Annotated in this window: 13 protein-coding genes; 5 read left to right on the top strand and 8 right to left on the bottom strand. The window is 71.8% G+C overall.

Annotation, left to right across the window (positions count from 1 at the left end; genetic code table 11):
- The first annotated feature begins 2 nt into the window (after nt 1-2).
- Nucleotides 3-2522: a penicillin-binding protein 1C gene (gene pbpC, locus WMF26_RS26580; protein WP_437994953.1), complete on the top strand. Its 2520-nt coding sequence runs from the start codon at nt 3-5 to the stop codon at nt 2520-2522.
- Between the two features lie 40 nt (nt 2523-2562).
- Here pbpC and WMF26_RS26575 read toward each other — a convergent pair whose 3' ends face one another.
- Both WMF26_RS26575 and WMF26_RS26570 read right to left on the bottom strand, forming a co-directional pair.
- Entirely contained in the window at nt 2563-3804 is a 1242-nt protein-coding gene (locus WMF26_RS26575) for a DUF1501 domain-containing protein (RefSeq protein ID WP_437994952.1), read from the bottom strand.
- Nucleotides 3805-3845: 41 nt separating this feature from the next.
- Nucleotides 3846-6191: a DUF1588 domain-containing protein gene (locus WMF26_RS26570; protein WP_437994951.1), complete on the bottom strand. Its 2346-nt coding sequence runs from the start codon at nt 6189-6191 to the stop codon at nt 3846-3848.
- Nucleotides 6192-6583: 392 nt separating this feature from the next.
- On the opposite strand from WMF26_RS26570, the gene WMF26_RS26565 reads away from it, so the two are divergent.
- On the top strand, nt 6584-7885 hold the full coding sequence (locus WMF26_RS26565; RefSeq protein WP_020737266.1) for a sigma 54-interacting transcriptional regulator: 1302 nt from the start codon (nt 6584-6586) through the stop codon (nt 7883-7885).
- 420 nt (nt 7886-8305) lie between these two features.
- Here WMF26_RS26565 and WMF26_RS26560 read toward each other — a convergent pair whose 3' ends face one another.
- Genes WMF26_RS26560 through WMF26_RS26550 form a run of 3 tightly spaced genes read right to left on the bottom strand, consistent with a single transcriptional unit; the run spans nt 8306 to nt 11347 of the window.
- Nucleotides 8306-8998 carry a hypothetical protein gene (locus WMF26_RS26560; protein WP_437994950.1) on the bottom strand — a complete coding sequence of 231 codons (693 nt, stop codon included), beginning with the start codon at nt 8996-8998 and terminating at the stop codon, nt 8306-8308.
- A gap of 59 nt (nt 8999-9057) precedes the next feature.
- The gene (locus WMF26_RS26555) at nt 9058-10218 is read right to left on the bottom strand and encodes a GNAT family N-acetyltransferase (protein ID WP_437994949.1); all 1161 of its coding nucleotides are present in this window, start codon (nt 10216-10218) and stop codon (nt 9058-9060) included.
- Nucleotides 10208-11347, bottom strand: a complete 1140-nt coding sequence (locus WMF26_RS26550; RefSeq protein WP_437994948.1) for a quinone-dependent dihydroorotate dehydrogenase — start codon at nt 11345-11347, stop codon at nt 10208-10210. The genes WMF26_RS26555 and WMF26_RS26550 overlap by 11 nt, the downstream gene beginning before the upstream one ends.
- Nucleotides 11348-11589: 242 nt before the next feature.
- On the opposite strand from WMF26_RS26550, the gene WMF26_RS26545 reads away from it, so the two are divergent.
- Nucleotides 11590-12885, top strand: a complete 1296-nt coding sequence (locus tag WMF26_RS26545) for a M18 family aminopeptidase (RefSeq protein ID WP_438002447.1) — start codon at nt 11590-11592, stop codon at nt 12883-12885.
- A 121-nt stretch (nt 12886-13006) separates the two neighbouring features.
- Here WMF26_RS26545 and WMF26_RS26540 read toward each other — a convergent pair whose 3' ends face one another.
- Nucleotides 13007-14065, bottom strand: a complete 1059-nt coding sequence (locus tag WMF26_RS26540) for an agmatinase family protein (protein WP_437994947.1) — start codon at nt 14063-14065, stop codon at nt 13007-13009.
- A 412-nt stretch (nt 14066-14477) separates the two neighbouring features.
- Between WMF26_RS26540 and WMF26_RS26535 the strand changes: the two genes are divergently transcribed.
- The gene (locus WMF26_RS26535; protein WP_061622340.1) at nt 14478-15422 is read left to right on the top strand and encodes a fatty acid desaturase family protein; all 945 of its coding nucleotides are present in this window, start codon (nt 14478-14480) and stop codon (nt 15420-15422) included.
- 105 nt (nt 15423-15527) lie between these two features.
- On the opposite strand, the gene WMF26_RS26530 is transcribed toward WMF26_RS26535, so the two are convergent.
- Entirely contained in the window at nt 15528-15848 is a 321-nt protein-coding gene (locus WMF26_RS26530; RefSeq protein ID WP_020737259.1) for a KGG domain-containing protein, read from the bottom strand.
- 511 nt (nt 15849-16359) lie between these two features.
- Nucleotides 16360-17445, bottom strand: coding sequence for a 3-phosphoserine/phosphohydroxythreonine transaminase (gene serC / locus WMF26_RS26525; protein ID WP_437994946.1), 1086 nt, complete (start codon nt 17443-17445; stop codon nt 16360-16362).
- A 206-nt stretch (nt 17446-17651) separates the two neighbouring features.
- Here serC and WMF26_RS26520 point away from each other — a divergent pair, with 206 nt between their 5' ends.
- A complete protein-coding gene (locus tag WMF26_RS26520; RefSeq protein WP_437322440.1) occupies nt 17652-18614 on the top strand; it encodes a ferritin-like domain-containing protein in 963 nt (320 codons plus the stop codon).
- Nucleotides 18615-18631 lie beyond the last annotated feature (17 nt).

The raw sequence follows: 18631 nt of genomic DNA, 5'->3' as shown, positions 1-18631 counted from the left end.
CCGTGGGCGCGCTCTCCTCGCCCGGGCCCGGTCGCGCGCGGCGCTGGCTCGCGGCCGCCCGCCCGCGCCTGCCGCTCCTCCTGCGCCGCGCGGCGCGGGTCGCGCTCGCGCTCGCCGTCGCGCCGTGGCTCCTGCTCGCCGTCGCCGCGGCCCTCACGAAGCTCCCGCCGGAGCTCGCCGCTCCCGAGGAGCGCGCCGTCTCCACGGTGCTGCTCGACCGCCACGGCACGGTGCTCCGCGAGCTCCGCGCCGGCGACGGCGCCCGCGCGCGCTGGCTTCCGCTCGCCGAGGCCGGCGACCGCATCCAGCGCGCGCTCCTGGCCGCGGAGGACCGGCGGTTCGCGGTCCACCCGGGGGTCGACCCGCTCGCGATCGCGCGCGCGCTCGGCCAGCTCGCGGCGGAGCGGCGCGTCGTCTCGGGCGCGTCCACGATCACGCAGCAGCTCGCGCGCGCGCTCGTGCCGCGCCCCCGCACCGTGCGCGGCAAGCTCGGCGAGATGGCGCTCGCGCTGCGCATCGAGGCGTCGCTCTCGAAGCGCGAGATCCTCGAGCAGTACCTGAACCGCGTCGCGTTCGGCCCGGGCCTGCGCGGCGTGGAGGCCGCGAGCCGCTTCTACTTCGACAAGCCTACGGCCGACCTGTCGCTCGCCGAGGCCGCCGCGCTCGCCAGCATGCCGCGCGGCCCCGCGCTCTACGATCCGCGCCGCGGCGCCGGCCCGCTCGAGCGCCGCCGGAACCGCGTCCTCGACCGCATGCTCGCGGCCGGCCTCGCTGGCGAGGCCGAGGTCGCCCGCGCCCGCGCCGAGCCGATCGCGCTCGCCCCGAAGGGCAGCGGCCTCGGCGCGCCGCACCTCGTCCGCGCCGTGCTCGGCGGCGCGCTGGGCCCGGGCGCCGGCGCCGAGGCGGGCGGCGCCGGCGCGGCGCCGCTGCGCGGCCGGGCGAGCTCGATCACCCTGACGATCGACCGCGGCCTCCAGCGCGAGATCGAGGTCCTCGCGCAGCAGACCGTCCGCGGCCTCTCGGACCGCGACGTCGGCGCTGCGGCCGTGGTGGTGCTCGAGAACGCGACCGGCGAGATCCTCGCGTACGTCGGCTCGCACGACATCGAGGACGCCGCCGGGCTCGGCCACAACGACGGCGTCCTCGCGCTGCGCCAGCCCGGCTCCGCCCTCAAGCCGTTCGTCTACGAGCTCGCCATGGAGCAGCTCGGGTTCACGGCCGCGACCGTCCTGCCCGACGTCGAGCTCTCGTTCCCGACGGCGGACGGCAGCTACGCGCCGCGCAACTACGACGGGCGCTTCCACGGCCCGGTCCGCCTGCGGGACGCGCTCGCCAGCTCGTACAACGTCCCGGCGGTCTGGACGGCGGCCGCGCTCGGCCCCGAGCGCGTCCTCGCGCGGCTCCGCGAGCTCGGCCTCGGCTCGCTCGATCGCGAGCCGTCGCGCTACGGCGTCGCGATCGCGCTCGGCGACGGCGAGGTCCGCCTGCTCGATCTCGCGAACGCCTACGCCACGCTCGCGCGCGGCGGCGTCTACCTACCGGTGCGCGCCGTGCGCGCGCTCTCGCTCGCGTCGCCCGCGGGCGGCCCGGTGTCCGACGTGGCGCCCGCGCGCGGCGCGCGCGTCCTCGACGCCGCGCGCGCCCGGGTGATCGTCGACATCCTCGCCGACGACAAGGCGCGCATCGCCTCGTTCGGCGAGGGCAATGCGCTCGACCTGCCGTTCCCCGTGGCCGCGAAGACGGGCACCTCCAAGGGGTTCCGCGACAACCTCGCGGTCGGCTTCACGCCCGACGTCACGGTCGCCGTCTGGGTCGGCAACTTCGACGGCGCGCCCATGGGCGGCGTCAGCGGCATCACCGGCGCGGGCCCGCTCTTCCGCGACGCCATGCTCGCCGCCGCGCGCGTCCGGCCGCCGCGCCCCTTCGATCCGCCGGATCCCGAGCTCCTCGCCGAGGTCGAGGTGTGCGGCCTGTCCGGCATGAAGCCGACCGCCGTCTGCCCGCACCGCCGCCGGGAGCTCCTCCCGCGCGCCGACGCCGCGGCGCTCGCGCCGTGCGACATGCACGAGGCCGTGCGCGTCGATCGCAGGAACGGCCTGCGCGCCGGCGCCTGCCCGGGCGCCGCGGTCGAGGAGCGCGTCTTCGAGCGCTACGACGCGGAGCTCACTGCCTGGGCGCGCGCCGCCGGCCGCCCCGTCGCGCCCGAGGAGGCTTCACCCCTCTGCGGCCCGCTCCTCGGCGGCGACGGCGTCCCTCCGGCCGGCGCGCGCGTCCGCGTCGCGTACCCGCCGGACGGCGCCCGGTTCGTCCTCGACCCCTCGGTCAACTCGCAGCAGGCCATCCGGCTCCGCGCCGACGTCCCGCCGGGCGTGCGCCGCGCGCGCTTCGTGCTCGACGGCCGCCCGATCGAGGTCGGCCCGCCGTTCTCGCTCGACTGGCCGCTCGTCGCCGGCGCGCACCGGCTCCGCGTCGAGGCGGACGGCGCGTCCGCCGGCGAGGAGATCGCGTTCTCGGTGGAGTGAGCGGCGGGCGAGGGGAGCGGCCCTCCGCCCGCGGCGCGCGTCAGCCGAAGATCGGCAGGTCCTCTTCCTCGGAGAGCGGGAACCGCTGCGCGAGCGGGTCGTCCGCGACCTTCGCGAGCTTGCGCAGCGCCTTGTGGATGTGCCCCGGCTTGATCCGCACGCCGCCCTCCCTGGGCTCGAGCGTCACCGGATCGACCTCGAGCGGGTTGTGCCGCTCGTCCGTCGCGCCGATCACCCGGTTCCCCGGGATGCCCGCGCCGACCATCATCATGCTCGTGATGTTCCAGTGGTCCTTGCCGTTGCCCTCGTTGTAGCCCGGCGTCCGCCCGAAGTCCGAGCCCACCACGATGACGATCCGGTCGGCGATGCCCTGCTCCTCCGCGGCGGTCAGGAGGAAGTCGACCCCGTCGCAGATGTCGGTGAGCCGCGGGATGTGGTTGTCGTCGTGGTTGCCGTGGGTGTCGAACCCGCCGATCGACAGGTTCGCGCTCACGCAGATGCCGGCCTGGTAGGCCGCGAGCGCGACCTGCGCCTGCCGCCGCAGCGACGCCCGCTCGAACTCCGCGGGCAGGAACTGGATGAGCTGCTTGAGCTCGTTCTGCCCGACGCGCGAGGTGAAGAGCGTGCTCATCGCCTGCTTCACGTGGGGCAGGCGCTGCTGCTCGAGCTTCGCCATGTGCCGCGCCTGCCGCGCCTCGAGGATCCGCGTCATCGTGGCGTCGGTGTGGTACTGCTCGCGGTTCTCGCTGTTCGACGGATCGGTCCTGTTCGGGTAGGCGAGCCGCTGCAGGAGGCCGGTGTCGGGCACGCGGGTGACGGCCACGACGTTCGCCGTCGTGTCGTAGCCGCCGTTGCTGATGAACCCCATCGGCAGCGCGCCGCCGTGGACGCCGGCCACGAGCGCCGCGAAGCCCGGCTTGCCCTCGCGGAGCGTCCCGGACCACGTGTTGCGCACGCCCGCGTCATGGCTGTTCGTCGACGTGTCGATGCCGTTGACGATGAGCAGCCGGCTGTAATGCTTCTTGAAGAAATCGGCGTTGCCGCCGACCGGCGCGAACTTGATGTTGCCGGCGGTCCCGATCTCCTCGCGCAGGTAGCTGCGGTTCATCGCGTCCCGCGTCTTCTGCTCCTCGACGCTCGCCGCGCCCTTCGGGTCGCAGAGGCTCGTCGGGTCCCAGCCGCCGCTCGCGTGGATGTTGATCCAGAGGGGGCCCTCGTAGGGGCCGGCCGCCGCGGCGTCCCGCGACAGCGCGCCCGCCGCGACGACGCCCAGGCCCGTCATAGATGCCAATTTGAGGAAGTCTCGACGTTCCATGGCTGCTCCTACTGGTAAAGAAACCTGAAGTCCGACAGGAGATAGGTCATGACGCTCATCCACGCGCGGATCGTGTAGTTCTCGTCCCGCTGGAGCTTCTCCTCGTTGGGCAGCGCGTCGCGGGTCCAGTAGTCGTTCTCCACCTCGCAGGGGCCCGGCAGCCACGTCGAGATCCGGCCCTCCTCGCCCTCCGGCTTCTTCATGCCCGCCTTGCCCTCCTCCCACGTCTCGACGAAGAGCTTGTAGGTCCGCTCGATCTCCGGATCTCCGATCTCGAGCGACTCGCCCAGCACCCGCTTGTGCAGGTACTGGATGTTCTTCTTGATCGCCTCGACCGCCGGCAGCACGTCGAAATCGTTCGTGTCCCGCGGCTCGAACGTCGTCTCGACGAACGGGAAGAGCAGCCGCTCCTCCTGCGGGAGCCAGAGATCGCGCGGCACCGAGATGCACGCCATCTCGTTCGCCATCCGGTCGGCGACGTTGGCCATGATCCCGTTCGGCTCGGTGATCCGCTGGATCACCTCCTCCGAGTCGATGCCGCCGTACAGCAGGCGGTAGGCGTCGCGCCGGAGCAGGTAGTCATAGCGGTTGCCGTCGTCCTCGAACGCCCTCGGCCGCCACGGATACCCGGTCACCGCCCAGATCTTCCGGTGCAGCTGCTCGGGCCCGAGGAACCGCGTGCCGCCGAGCTGCGCGAGCGGATCGCCCTGGGACGACGCCTGCGCGACGTTGCGCGCGCGGAAATAGGGGCTCTTGACGATGGCCTTCACGACCGTCTTCAGGTTGTAATCGCTGTCGGCGAAGTCGTGCGCCATCGCGTTGAACGCGTGGTACTGGGCGAGGTACGCCCGGAACTTGGCGCTGAACTCCGGATCGTCGTTCGTCGGCGCGACGAGCGGCTTTTGCCCGGTGAGGCCCGTGTACATCGTGTAGACGGCCGCGAGCGCGAAGCGCGGGTCGTCGGCGACGCGCTGCGCCACCCACGAGAGCGCGCTCGGGAACTCGCTGAACGGCACCGACTCGGCGCCGAAGCCCGGCGGCCGCATGTCCTCGTACCAGGTGTCGTCCGCCTTGTAGCGGCCCGAGGAGTCGAAGCTGTGGAACCCGCCGGACAGCGGGTCCAGGGCGGCGTGGCACACGGTGCACGCCGCGTTGTTCATCGTCGGGTTGAAGTCGGTGATCTTCGTCTGATCGAGCGGCTGCTCGGCGGTCTTCAGGATGTCGGTGCCGAGGAAGAACTGATAGACCATCCTCGCCCGGTGGCGGTTCCTGTTGGTGCTCGTCGTCGGGTGCCTGTTGAGGAAGACCGGCGAGGTGAGCACGCCCGCGAGCGGGATCGGGTCGCGCTTCACCGGGACGAACTCCTCCGGATCCGCGTCGTTCTGGAACTCGGCCGTCACGCCGTACGCCTTCGCGGAGAACGGGTTCACGACCGTGTAATCGGCCGTGAGGACCTCCTTGAACGACCGGTCGTTGCGCACGATGTAGGCGATGAGCTCGAGCGGCTCCCGCCCGACGCCCCGGTTCGTCCAGCTCTTCACCTTGTTGATGGCGTCCTCCAGGTCGCGCGCGCCGTATTTCTCGACCAGCGCGGGATCCTGCGGGAGGCTGTTGTACCACTTGGCGTCGTACGCGTCGCTCTTCAGCAGATCGACGGCCGCCTCGCCGTTCAGGTAGCGATCGGTGAGGAAGAGATCGTTGTAGATCTCCTTCAGCCTCACGTAAAACGCCTCCTCCGTGAGCATCTGGTCCAGGATCGGGTCCAGCGCGTCCATGCCGCTCTGCGCGACGGCCTGCGCCTCGGCCTCGGTGGGCAGGCGGCCGGCGATCTCGAGGGCCGCGGAGCGGAGCGTGTCCTCCGGCCCGCTCATCACCACGCCGGCGAAGGACGCGTTGACGTCCGTCTCGCAGGACGACGGCTCCTTCGTGCGGTCGACCATCTCCCGGAGCGCCTCGTAGTCGGCGCCGTCCGCGTCGATGACGTGGCCGCCGCCGTGGTCGACCTTCTTCGTCGGCTTGAGGAGCACGTACGACTCGCCGCTCAGCTCGAGCCCGGCGAGCGATTTGAACGTCGCGAGGTTCTTGTCGAGGAAGCCCGCCTCGCTGCTCCCGGCGAGGATCAGCTTCGATTTCGCGGCCTGCCCCTGCGGGTTATGGCAGCCGATGCACTTCGTCGAGAGGATGGGGACCCACACCTTCTCGGCGAAGAACTGCTCGTCGGAGATACACGGGCCGCCGGCGTCGCCGGTGCAGCCGCTCGACCCGGCCGCGAGCGCGCCCGCGCCCGCGGTGAGCCCGAGGAGCCCCAGGGCCGTCGCGGCGCGCTTCCGGAGGTACCATCCTGTTCTCGGCATAAGCATCCTCGCCGGGGGCGCCTGCGCGCGCCCCCGCGTTGAAGGGACCAGGGGTGCGGACCCCCGGAGCCTCGTTGATCGACAACCCGTCGAAGCAGCCAAGGTGGGCTGTCGTTCAACGACGCCCGATGGAGCGGACTGGACAATCGTCCGCTTCATCTCCTGCGTAGCCCCGTAGTCTAACCCCTCTAGGGGTTCTCCCGCCATGCGCTCCGTACATCGCTTGATGTGAATTTTTTCCTGATATCTCTCGTGATTGTGAAGTTTTTTGACGCGACGCTGCGGCTCCTCCGGAATGCGCGTACCCGGTGCGCCCAGGTAGGCGTGGCCATGTGGTGGCGGGGTCGTACGTGGATGTGGTCAAGTTCGGGGAAATCGAATAACCGTTGGATATGAGCTCGACGAGGGATGCGACCCGCGCTCGCGCGGTGCAGTGGTTCGTTCGCGGCGGCACGCTGCGGGCGGCGGGCCGGGATCCGGTCAAGATCGGCATCGCGCCGGTCGTGGTGGGGCGCGATCCCAGCTGCGATGTGGTCGTCGACGATCCGGAGGTCAGCTCGACGCATTGCGAGCTGCGGGCCGAGGGGCCCGGCGTCCTCGTCCGCGACCTCGGCAGCAAGAATGGGACGTTCGTGTCGACGGTGCGCATCCGCGAGGCGATCCTGACGGCCGCGTGCGCCATCCAGGTCGGCGGCTCGGTGCTGGGCTTCGAGCCGCTCGACAAGGAGCGCGTCGACGTCGGCTTCGACGAGAGCTTCGGCCCGCTGATCGGCGCCTCGCCGCGGATGCGCCACCTGTTCCGCCTGCTGCGCGAGGTGGCCGCGACGGAGCTGTCGCTGCTCATCACCGGCGAGACCGGCACGGGCAAGGAGCTCGCGGCGCAGGCGATCCACGACAGCTCGAGCCGGCGCGGGGGTCCGTTCGTCGTCGTCGACTGCGCCTCGCTGCCCGGCGCGCTGGCGGAGAGCTTCCTGTTCGGGCATGAGCGGGACGCCTTCCCCGGGGCGACCGAGCGCAAGGGCGGCGCCTTCCACGAGGCGAACGGCGGGACGATCTTCCTCGATGAGCTCGGCGAGCTGCCGCCCGAGCTCCAGCCGAAGCTGCTCCGCGTGCTTTCCGAGCGGAAGCTCAAGCGCGTCGGGTCGCGGGTCTACGAGCCCGTCGACGTGCGGATCATCGCGGCGACGCGGCGCGATCTCGGCCGCAGCATGAACACCGGGCGCTTCCGGAGCGATCTCTTCTTCCGGATCGCCCAGATGCGCATCGAGCTGCCGCCGCTGCGGGAGCGGCGCGAGGACATCCCGCTGCTCGTCGAGAGCGTCTGCGCGCGCCTCGGCTGCCCGGAGCGCTCGGTGGAGATGGTCAATCTCATCACCACGACGCTCGGCCAGCACGATTTCCCGGGCAATGTCCGCGAGCTCATGAACGTCACCAGCGTGGCCGCGAGCCTGCCGCCGGGGGCCGAGGCGATCGCGGCGATCCTCCCGCTCGAGGGCGGCGGCGACGTCGTCGCGCCGACGTCGGCCTTCGGCGAGGCGAAGCGGAGCGCCGTGGCGGCGTTCGAGCAGCGCTACTTCAGCGAGCTGATCCGCGCCACGGGCGGCAACGTCAGCGAGATGGCGCGCCGCGCCGGCATGGAGCGCCACCACGTGCGGATGTTTTTGAGGAAGCACGGCCTGACCGCGAAGCCGTGAGACAGCACACGTCTTCCGGCTGCGGCCTCTCTGTTCTTTCTAGAGCGGTTTTCAGCTACGGCTGAACCACCGTGCGTCGGTTCTCGTCCCCGTCTTCCGTCTTCCGTCTTCCGTCTCCCGTCTCCGGTCTCCGGTCTCCGGTCTCCGGTCTCCGGTCTCCCGTCTTCCGTCTTCCGTCTTCCGTCTCCCGTCTCCGGTCTCCCGTCTTCCGTGCTCGTCCCTCGTGCGCGTGCGCGTGCGCGATTCCCCGGCGTCAGCGCGCACGCGCACGCGCACGCAGACGGTCACGGGGACGAGAGACGGGGACGAGAGACGGGGACGGAGACGGAGACGGGGACGGAGACGGAGACGGAGACGAGAGGACGGAGACGAGAACCGACGCACGGAAGACGCCTGCATCGAACCCGAGCGAAACCCGCTCTAAGCGCCGCCCGCGCCGCCCGTCCCGGGGGCCCCGCCGCTGCCGCCGGCCCCGCCGCTCCCGGCCGGGCCGCCGCCCTCGCCGCTGCCGCCGGTGCCGGCCGGGCCGCCGCCCGCGCCGCCGCCGCCGCCCTCGCCGCCGCCCGTCGTGGCCGTGGTGGTCGTGGCCGGGTTGCCGCCGCAGCGCTCCGCGGAGCGGCAATCGGCGCAGGAGCAACCCTCGAAGTACGGCGCGCACGAGCCGTTGTCCGTGCAATGGTCCGTGCACCGCGGCGTGTCCGTGCAATCGGGGCAGGTGCAATCCTCGTTGGCGTTGCACCCCATGTTGCTGTTGCACCCGCGCGACGGGCTGCACTCGGCGACGCTGTTGGCGCAGTCCTGGCAGGTACAATCCTCGCCGTCCGGCGCGTCGGGCCGCAGATCGCAGGCGCCGTCGTCCTTGCAGAAGCCGAGGCAGCTCGCCGAGTCCGCGCAATCGGGGCAGCCGCAGTCCTCGGAGACCTGGGCGAGGATCGTGCACCGCCCGTCCGGGCTGCCGCCGAAGCAGCCGAAGCCGAGCGAGCCGCCGGCGCCGGCGACCGTCGCCGCCGCGGCCGTCGAGGTCGCGTCGGCCGCCGGGCTGCTCGAGCAGCCGCCGCTCGCGGCGAGCCCGACGACGATGGAGGAGGTGAGGAGGGCAAGAAAGGCACGCATGCCCGACAGCATCTCTCCCGGGAGCGCGTCACGTCAACACCGCGCGTCGAGAGGCGCGCTCAGCGGAATGCCACGCTCGCGTCCGCCGTCTTCGCGCGCACGACGGCGCGCTCGCGCACCAGGAAATCGCGCACGGCCGCGTCGAGGCGCGGGTGCGCGAGGTGGTGGGCGCTGTGGGTGATCCTCGGAGCGAACCCGCGTACGAGCTTGTGCGACCCGCCCGCGCCCGGCTCGAAGCGGCGCAGTCCGCGGGCGATGCAGTCCTCGACCGGGTGGTAGTAGCAGACGTTGAAATGCAGGAACGGGCGCTCCTCCGAGGCGCCCCAGTAACGGCCATAGAGGGTCGTCGGCCCGGCGAGGTTGAACGCGCCCGCGATGGGCCGTTTGCCGTCGCGCGCGAGGACGACCTCGACGCCGCCCTCGCCCCCGGCGCGCTCCCCGGACGAGCGGAGCCGGGCCGTGATCTCCTCGAAGAAGGCGCGGTTCAGGTACTGCCGGCCCCAGGCGAACTTCTCCACCGTGGAGACGTAGTAGCCGAACATCACGTCCACGATCTCGGGCGTGATGTCCGCGCCGCGCAGCGTCTCGATCGACAGGCCCTGCTTCGCGACCTCGCGCATCTCGCGCCGGATCTGGTGCCGCCGCTTCGCGTTGAAGCGCGCGAGGAAGTCGTCGAGCGACCCGTACCCCTCGTTCTCGAACTGGAACTGGATGCCGCAGCGGTGGGCCATCGCCGCCTCCGACAGGGCGGCGGCCTCGTCCTCGGTCGGGAACAGGACGTGGGCGCCCGAGATGCGGCTCCGCGCCACCAGCGCGCGGAGCGTCTCGGCGAACACCCCGAGGAGCGCCGCGCGATCCTCGGGCCGGCGCACGAGCAGGCGCGGCGTCGTGGCGGGCGTGAACGGCACCGCCACGACGAGCTTCGGGTAGTACGGCGCGCCGAGCTGGTGGGACGCCGACGCCCAGCCGTGATCGAAGACGAACTCCCCCTCGCTGTTGTCCTTCAGGTACGCGGGCGCGGCGGCGAGCAGGACCCCCTCGGCCCGGAGCGTGATGTGGTGCGGCAGCCAGCCCGCCTCCTCGCCCACGCACCCCGTCCGCTCGAGCGCGTCGAACCACGCCCACGAGAGGAACGGCGCCTCGCTCGCGCCGTGGAGCGCGTTCCACTCGCTCTCCGGGATCTCGCGGATGGTGCCGTGGACGTGCGCTTCAAGCTCCATGGCCGATCATAGCAGCGCGCGCAGCGCTGCCCGTCCGGCCTCCGACGAGATCCTGGATCGATCGCGCGCCCGCGCGCGCCACGAGCTCCGACAGCCCGCGCGCGATCGCGGCGGGGAGGAGGGGACCGCCGTAGACGAAGCCCGTGTAGAGCTGCACGAGGTCGGCGCCCGCCTCGATCTGGTCCATCGCGTGCTCCGCCGACTCGACGCCGCCGGCGCCGATCACCGTGACGCCGCCCCCGAGGCGCGCGCGGATCCGCCGCACCATCGCGAGCGAGCGCTGCCGCAGGGGCGGGCCGCTGAGCCCGCCGGCGCCCATCGCCTCGACGGCGGCCGCGCTCGTCGCGAGCCCGTCGCGGCGCACGGTCGTGTTCGTCGCGATGACGCCGGCGAGGCCGACCTCCTCCACGACGGCGAGCAGCGCCTCGAGCTCCTCGTCGCCGAGGTCCGGGGCGACCTTGACGAGCAGCGGCAGCGGCCTCCCGGCGCCGCGGTTCTCCCGCATGATCGCCGAGAGTAGCGCCCGCGCGATCGTCGGCCCCTGCATGGCCCGGAGGTCCTTCGTGTTCGGCGACGAGACGTTGATCACGACGAAGTCGGCCGCGCGCCGCACCTCCCGGAAGCTCGCGAGGTAGTCCTCGATCGCGGGCTCGATCGGATCGAGCGGCGCGACGCGGGACTTGCCGATCGACATGCCGACGGGCACGCCGACCGCCGCGGCGCCGCCGCGGCCCAAGAGCCGCTCGGTGACGCGCGCCGCGCCCTGGTTCGGGAAGCCGAGCCGGTTGATGAGCGCCCGGTCGGCCGGCAGGCGGAAGAGGTTCGGCGGCGGGTTCTCGGCCTGGGGCTGCGCCGTGACGGTCCCGAGCTCGACGAAGCCGAAGCCCAGGGCGGCGAGCGCGCGGGCCCGGCGGGCGTCCTTGTCGAAGCCGCCGGCCACGCCGAGCGGGGAGGGGAAGTCGAGCCCCATGGCGCGCACCGCGATGCGCCCGTCCCGGGGCGCGAGGCGGGCGCGCACGAGGGCGCGGAGCGGGGCGGCGTGCTCGAGCGGGGCGAGCGCGAGCATGCCGAGCTCGTGCGCCAGGCGGGGCGGCAGCGCGAAGAGGAGCGGTCGGACGAGGCGGTACATCGGGGCGCGTCTCCGTTGCGGCGCGGGGCCGGAGGGTCCGGCGCGGCGCGGCGGTGGGCGATACCATGGCGCAAAGGCCGCGTGGGTCGCCATGTCGGCGCGAGGGCGCCGGGCGGGGCGCGCGGAGGCTCTGCTAGACTCGGCGCCCCCACCTCATGACGACCCCCGAGATCCTCGATCGCCCAGGCGATCCCAAGCCTTCGACCGACCTTGGCGAGCGCTTCGCGAAGAGCGCCGACGAGATGTCGGCGCTGCGCGAGCGCGGCGCCCTGGCCGCGCGCGACCTCTGCGCCTTCATCGATCGTTCCCCGACGCCCTACCACGCCGTCCGCGAGGTCGCCTCGCGGCTCGCGGCGGCGGGCTTCTCGGAGCTCGGGGAGCGCGACGCGTGGGCGATCGCGCCGGGCGCTCGCCGCTACGTCATCCGGGGCGGGTCGACGATCGTCGCGTTCGTCGCCGGGGCCGAGCACCCGGCGGTCGGCGGCTTCCGCGTCATCGGCGCGCACACCGACTCGCCGAACCTCCGGGTGAAGCCGAGCGCCGAGCTCTCGCGGAGCGGCTACCAGCAGCTCGGGGTCGAGGTCTACGGCGGCGTGCTGTACTCGACCTGGCTCGACCGCGACCTCAGCGTGGCCGGCCGCGTCCACATCCGCAGGGACGGCCGGGTCGAGCGCCACCTCGTCGACCTCGGCCGCCCCGTCGCGCGCGTCCCGAACCTCGCGATCCACCTGAACCGTGGGGTCAACTCCGAGGGGCTCGTGCTGAACGCGCAGAAGCACCTCGCCCCCGTGATCGGCCTCGGCCGCGAGGCCGACCTGAACGCCCTGCTCGCGCGCGCGGTCGACGCGCCGCGCGACGCCGTCCTCGGCTTCGATCTCTGCCTGTACGACACGCTCAAGGCGTCGATCGGCGGGCTCGCCGACGAGTTCATCTTCGCATCCCGCCTGGACAACCTCGCGAGCTGCCACGCCGCGACGGCCGCGCTGATCGGCGCGGGCGCTCCCGGCGCGGCGACGCGGGTCATCGCGCTCTACGACCACGAGGAGTGCGGCAGCCGGAGCGCGGTGGGCGCGGCGGGCAGCGTGCTGCGCGACGTGCTCGCGCGGATCGTCGACACGTACCCGGCGCGCGAGCCGCAGGCGTTCGCCCGGGCGATGGCGGGCTCGCTGCTCGTCTCGGCGGACATGGCCCACGCGGTGCACCCGAACTACGCGGACCAGCACGAGCCGCGCCACGCCCCGCAGGTCAACCGCGGGCTCGTGATCAAGTCGAACGCGAACCAGTCCTACGCGACCGACGGCGCGACGGCGGCGGAGCTCGAGGCGCTCTGCCACGACGCGGGCTACGCCCCGCAGCGCTTCGTCGTGCGCAGCGACCTCCCGTGCGGCAGCACGATCGGCCCGATCACCGCGGCCGCGCTCGGCATCGCCACGGTCGACGTCGGCGCGCCGATGCTGAGCATGCACTCCTGCCGCGAGATGGCCGGCACGCTCGACGTGCACCTCGCGATAGAGACCTACCGCCGCGCGCTCGCCTGAGTGGCGGTCACCCGCTGCGGAGACGGGCCCACCTCGACGTTTTCGGTGCTCAGCGTACAGGAGTACGCTTGCGCGCCGAAAACGCCGATCTGGGCCCGTCTCCTGTGCGGGTGACCGCCGGCTAGCGAGTATTTGGGGCGTTGTCCTGCGAGAGGAGCGTGAAGCCGATCAGCTTGTAGAGGAGGCGGGCGCCGACGTTGCCGTCCCACTCGTCGTGGTCGTCCTTGGGGGCGACCTCGTTCAGGTCGAAGCCGACGATGCGGCGGCCGCTCCTGTGGATACGGCCGATCAGCGCGACGGCCTGCTGGAACGACAGGCCCCCGGGCACGGGCGTGCCGGTGCTCGGGCACAGCGTCGGATCGAGCCCGTCGATGTCGAAGGTCACGTAGACGTCGTCCGGGAGGTCCTCCACGATCGCGTCGGCGATCAGGTGGAACGGCTCGCCCTCGAAGAGCCGATCGGCGATCGCGGCATCGACGTGCGCGACCACCCGGCCGTTCGACTCGCGGATGAACCGGAGCTCGTCCTCGCTCATGTCGCGCAGCCCGACCTGGACGATCCGCGAGATCTTCGGGTGCCGGGTCGCGACGTTGCGCATGATCGAAGCGTGGGAGTCGGTGAACCCCTCGTACGCGTCGCGCAGGTCGGCGTGCGCGTCGACGTGGAGGATCCCCATCCCGGGGTAGCGCTCGGCGTGCGCCGCGATCGTGCCGTAGGGCGCGGAGTGGTCGCCGCCCACCAGCCCGACCAGCTTGCCCCGCTCCATCCACCGCTTCGCGATCTCGGCGACGCGCTCGTTCAGCCGCCGCGACAGCGCGTTCACCGCCGCGAGCCGCGCCTCCAGGTCCCGGTCGCCGGCGACCTCGCCCTGCGCCGCGATCACCGGCTCGGCCGCCGCGCACGCCTCCGCGTTCCAGCGGACGATGTCCGGGTCGACGTCGAGCATCGCGATGCCCTGCTCGTACGGCCGGCCCGTGTGCAGGTCGAAGAGGTCGATCTGCCGGCTGGCCCGCAGGATCGCCGCCGGCCCCTTGGCGGCGCCGCGACGGTAGGACACCGTCGGCTCCCAGGGCACCGGGATGAGGACCACCCGAGCGTCCTCGGCGGTGTGCGGCAGCCCGTAGATCCCGTGGCCGACCGCGGGGCCGTTCGGATCGAAACCGAGAGGGGATGAGCTCACGCGGCCACGTTGGCGGTTCGCGCAGAGATCGTCAAGCGCGAGCCGTGCCCGCCGAACGCGCGCAGAAGCGCGGTGGAGCGCGCCGGAGCGCTCTGCGGAGCGCGCCAGCGCGCCGGCGCGCTCCGCAGAGCGCCCGCGGAACCACGTCCGCGCCCGGGGCGATCTCCGGCGCGAGGTGCGTAGAGACGATCGCACCGCGCGCGGGACATCGTCGTGAAACACGGATGTCCCGCGCGATGGCGCGCAGCGCCCGTCGGAATCCAACTTCGGGGCTTCCAGCTGTGACGAAATGCGGTACGAAGGGGGCCGAGACGATGGATGACGGGCCGCCGCGCCCGTTCGGACTGGCCAGCGCCCGGCGCGCTGCCGGTATGTCCGGCGCGCGGGGCCCTCGCACCCGTGAAGAACAGCCATGCTCCGCTACCGCGCCGACATCAAGACGCTCCTCTTCGTCGCGACCTATTTCGCCCTCGTGGCGGTGCAATGGGTCTACGCGCCGCGCGCGCTCTGGCTCGCGATTCCGCTCCTCGCGATGACCTGCGTGTTCTCGTTCCTCGGGGCCGTCGCGACCCACAACTCGGTCCATTGCCCGGTCTTCCGGCGGCGGTGGATGAACCGCGCGTTCCAGGTCGTGCTCACGCTCACGTACGGGCACCCGGTCAGCGCCTACGTGCCCGGCCACAACCTCAGCCATCACAAGTACACGCAGTCGCGGCGCGACGTGATGCGCACGACGAAGGTGCGCTATCGCTGGAACCTCTTGAACGGGCTCCTCTTCATGAGCCGCGTGGTCCGGGACATCCTGCCCGCCGACATGCGCTACTTCAAGGCGATGTACCGGCGCAACCCGCCGTGGTTCCGGCAGATGCTCCTCGAGTCGGCGGTGTTCCTCGGCGCGATGGGCGCCCTGCTCGCGCTCGACTGGAAGAAGTTCCTCCTCTACGTGCTGATCCCGCACCAGTACGCCGCGTGGGGGATCGTCACGATGAACTACCTCCAGCACGACGGCTGCGACGAGGACAGCGAGCACAACCACTCGCGCAACTTCGTCGGCCGGCTGGTCAACTGGTGGACGTACAACAACGGCTTCCACTCCATCCACCACATGGAGCCCGGCCTCCACTGGAGCCTCTTGCCGGCCGAGCACGCGAGGCGCGTGGCGCCGTTCATCCACCCGAACCTCGATCAGCCCTCGCTCCTCGCCTACCTGTTCCGCAGCTTCGTCTGGCCCGGCAAGCGCCTGCGCTACGACGGCGCCCCGGTCGTGCTCCCGCGGGAAGAGCCGGACGAGGAGTGGATCCCCGGCCCGAAGGAGACGCCGAGCGACGTCTCGCTGGGCGCGATCGCGCCGAGCTGACGAAGGCGCACCTTGCGGCCACGGCCGGGAGCCCCGGGCCGTGGACCGCGCAAGCGTGCAGAGAGCTGGCCCGGTGCCTCGGCGCCGGGCCGCTCGCCCCCTCGATCAACGCGGCTGATTCTCCCGCGGCTGATCTCCCCGCGACTCGCCACCCCGGCGACCGATCTCGGCCATGTGCTGGCGGTCGCCGCTCACGGCCTCGCCGCCCTTGCGGCCGATCTCGGCCATGTGAGCCCGGTCCTGGCTCACGCGCTCGCCGCCCCGGCGACCGATCTCGGCCATGTGCTTGCGGTTCTGGCTGACGACCTCACCGCCCTTCTTGCCGGCGGCGCGGGCCTCGTCGCGCGTGAACTCGTGGGCCGTGCCTTTCTCGTGGGCTGCCTTCCCACCCTTGCTGGCGATCTTGCGCTGACGCTCCTCATCCATGGCGGCGAACCCACGCTGCTGCCGCTCATTTGCCTGCCTCTGCGTCGCTGACGAAGGCGGGGGCTCGCTCGGCGAGGCCCCTCTCTCCTCCTGGTCCTCCTCACTCCTGGAAATCATCCCACGATCATCCATGCTCGCCATCATCCTCTCCTTACGGTTGGCTCGCTCGATTCAGGTCTCCGAACGGGGCCTCTGAGCCGGGAGGGGGCGGCGCTCGCCGTCCCCTCCCGGGCGGGTCCGAGGCCGGCATGGCCGTCCCCTCCCAGGTTCGGTCGGGGATTCAGCGTTCGCCATCCCCTCCCGGCGCCGAGCGGGAAGCGGCGTTCACCGCCTCCCTCCCAGCTGCGGAAAGGCCGACAGGCCCTTTCCGCGGGGGCCTGTTGTACCGGGCGGAACAACGTCAAGCGGGCTGAAGGTTGGGACGCGACGAATTGGGGGGAGGTTCACCGGAGACGCAGGTGGAAACCTGGGCGAACCTGGAAATACAGAGAATGTCGTGTTCCCAGCGCGATCAGGCCCTCTTGACGAAGTCCCGCATGAACGCCGTAAGGCGCTCCACCGATTCAACGGATACTGCGTTGTAGATCGAAACCCGGATACCCCCGGTCGACCTGTGCCCGGCGAGCCCCACCATACCCTCCTTTGCCGCCTCCGCGACAAAGCGTTTTTCCATCTCCTCGCTGGCAAGCCGGAACACCACGTTCATGAACGAGCGGCTCTCTTTCTCGACCGGGGCCCGGAACACATCCGGGTGCGCGTCGAGGGTTTCGTACAGCAGCTCACCCTTCTTGCGATTCCGTCGCTCGACCTCCTCGAGCCCACCGATCTCAAGCGTATACGCGAGTACGTTGCGCATGAGGTAGATTGCGAATGTCGGAGGTGTGTTGTAGAGCGAGTTGTTGGCAGCGTAAGTGGCATAACGGAAAATGACGGGAATGTCTTTTCGCCCGCTGTCAACGATGTCCTTGCGGGCGATCACGACCGTGATCCCGCTCGGCCCGATGTTCTTCTGGGCGCCCGCGTAAATCAGGGCAAACCTGGAGATATCCATCTTCCGCCACAGGATGTCGGACGACATATCGGCGACGAGCGGCACGTTGCCCGTCTCGGGCAGCCAGTGCCATTGCGTCCCGAACAGCGTGTTGTTCGTCGTCATGTGGACGTACGCGGCGTTCGGGTCGAGCGAGAGCTCGCTCTGGTGGGGGATGCGGGTGTAGCGCTTGTCGACCGCGGTGCTCGCGGCGACGCGGACGGTGCCGACGCGCTTCGCCTCCTCGAGGGCCTTCTCGGACCAGCCGCCCGTGAGGATGTAGTCGGCGCTCCTGCCGGGCGGCAGGAGGTTCATCGGCACGACGGCGAACTGCATGGCCGCGCCGCCCTGCATGAACAGCACGTGGTAGTCGTCCGAGAGGCCGAGCAGCTGCCGGAGCAGCGCGATCGCCTCGTTGTGCACCGCATCGAACGCCTTGCCGCGGTGGCTGTGCTCCATGATCGACATGCCCGTCCCCTCGAAGTCGATGAGCTCGCGCTGAGCGCGCTCGAGGGCGGGGAGGGGGAGCCCGGCTGGGCCGGCGTTGAAGTTGTGGACGCGCGCCATGGTGCTTCTCCTGAGGTTCGAGTCGGCGGCTCCTGATGCCGCCGCCGCGGCCGTATACCACGGGGGGCGCCGGCTCCGCCCGGGCGGGCCGAGCCGGAGCCCGGGCGCGGCGGGCGCTCGGCGGGCGCTCGGGCACAGGGCCCGCGCGCCTCGGGCCTGCCCGCGGGCGCGATCTGGGCTAAATTCACCGCTCTGGAGGCCGATCGATGCTGGTGACCCGCGAAGAGATGGCGTTCGATTTCCAGGGCGCCAAGCTCGATCCCGTCAAGGACAAGGACGTCATCGTCTGGGCCGTCCAGCAGTTCCTCTACGGCGAGATCACCGGCGTCCAGATCGGCCACTGGCTCTACAACGCGCCGGATCTCGAGTCCGCGCGCTTCCTCGCGCGCCAGGCCGTCGAGGAGTTCCAGCACGTCGGCAACTTCCTCCGCATCCTCGAGATCCTCGGCGCGCCGCCGGAGAAGGCCGCCTGGAGCGTGCGCTTCCTCGCCACCGGCCTCATGGGCGGCGACTGGTCCGAGCACGTCGCCCTCGAGATGGCCCTCGGCGAGGGCCTCGTCCTCCAGGCGTTCTACGCGATGATCGACACCGTGGACGAGCCGGAGATCGTCGCGATCCTGAAGCGCGGCGTGCGGCAGGAGGAGCGCCACGTCGACTTCGGCGAGCAGCAGACGAGGAAGGCGATCGCGGGGCGGCCCGCGCTCCGGCGGCGGCTGCTCGGCCTCGCGCTGGTGTCGCTCTGGGGCGTGTCGCGGCTCGAGGCGTTCATGAAGAAGCGCCTGCCGATGGACCACCCGGCGCTCCGGCGCCTGCCCGACCTGGTGCGCCACTCCGTGCGGATCGCGGAGCTCCGGCTGATGCGCATCGGCCTGACCGACGCGCCGATCTCGTCGATGTCGGCCGCCCGCAAGCTCGCGCTCGTGGCGGAGGCGTACGCGGGCAAGCTCGCGCTCGGCCTCGCGTCGTGGGTGCTCTCGGTGCTCCTCTTGCCGCTCCGGCTGCTCGGCCTCGCGGGGCCGAAGCGGCTGACCGACACGTACCTCCGCGATCCGCTGGTCGTGCGCGGCGGCCGGCTCGGCGCCGGGGCGGAGGACGATCCCGGCGACGCCGGCGAGCAGGCGGGGCCGGGCGGCCCTCCGGCGGGGCACGGCGCGGCGGCGCGCGCCTGAGCGCGAGGGGCGAAAGG

The sequence above is a fragment of the Sorangium sp. So ce185 genome (genome assembly GCF_051526825.1).
Taxonomy (GTDB): Bacteria; Myxococcota_A; Polyangia; order Polyangiales; family Polyangiaceae; genus Sorangium; species Sorangium cellulosum_D.
This window is presented reverse-complemented; position numbering and strand designations above follow the sequence as displayed.

Bases quoted from the DNA above. Each gene is read 5' to 3' on its own strand.
- WMF26_RS26575 (WP_437994952.1), bottom strand. From the start codon at position 3,804: ATGACGGGCCTGGGCGTCGTCGCGGCGGGCGCGCTGTCGCGGGACGCC.
- WMF26_RS26570 (WP_437994951.1), bottom strand. From the start codon at position 6,191: ATGCCGAGAACAGGATGGTACCTCCGGAAGCGCGCCGCGACGGCCCTG.
- WMF26_RS26565 (WP_020737266.1), top strand. From the start codon at position 6,584: ATGAGCTCGACGAGGGATGCGACCCGCGCTCGCGCGGTGCAGTGGTTC.
- WMF26_RS26560 (WP_437994950.1), bottom strand. From the start codon at position 8,998: ATGCGTGCCTTTCTTGCCCTCCTCACCTCCTCCATCGTCGTCGGGCTC.
- WMF26_RS26555 (WP_437994949.1), bottom strand. From the start codon at position 10,218: ATGGAGCTTGAAGCGCACGTCCACGGCACCATCCGCGAGATCCCGGAG.
- WMF26_RS26550 (WP_437994948.1), bottom strand. From the start codon at position 11,347: ATGTACCGCCTCGTCCGACCGCTCCTCTTCGCGCTGCCGCCCCGCCTG.
- WMF26_RS26545 (WP_438002447.1), top strand. From the start codon at position 11,590: ATGTCGGCGCTGCGCGAGCGCGGCGCCCTGGCCGCGCGCGACCTCTGC.
- WMF26_RS26535 (WP_061622340.1), top strand. From the start codon at position 14,478: ATGCTCCGCTACCGCGCCGACATCAAGACGCTCCTCTTCGTCGCGACC.
- WMF26_RS26530 (WP_020737259.1), bottom strand. From the start codon at position 15,848: ATGGATGAGGAGCGTCAGCGCAAGATCGCCAGCAAGGGTGGGAAGGCA.
- serC (WP_437994946.1), bottom strand. From the start codon at position 17,445: ATGGCGCGCGTCCACAACTTCAACGCCGGCCCAGCCGGGCTCCCCCTC.
- WMF26_RS26520 (WP_437322440.1), top strand. From the start codon at position 17,652: ATGCTGGTGACCCGCGAAGAGATGGCGTTCGATTTCCAGGGCGCCAAG.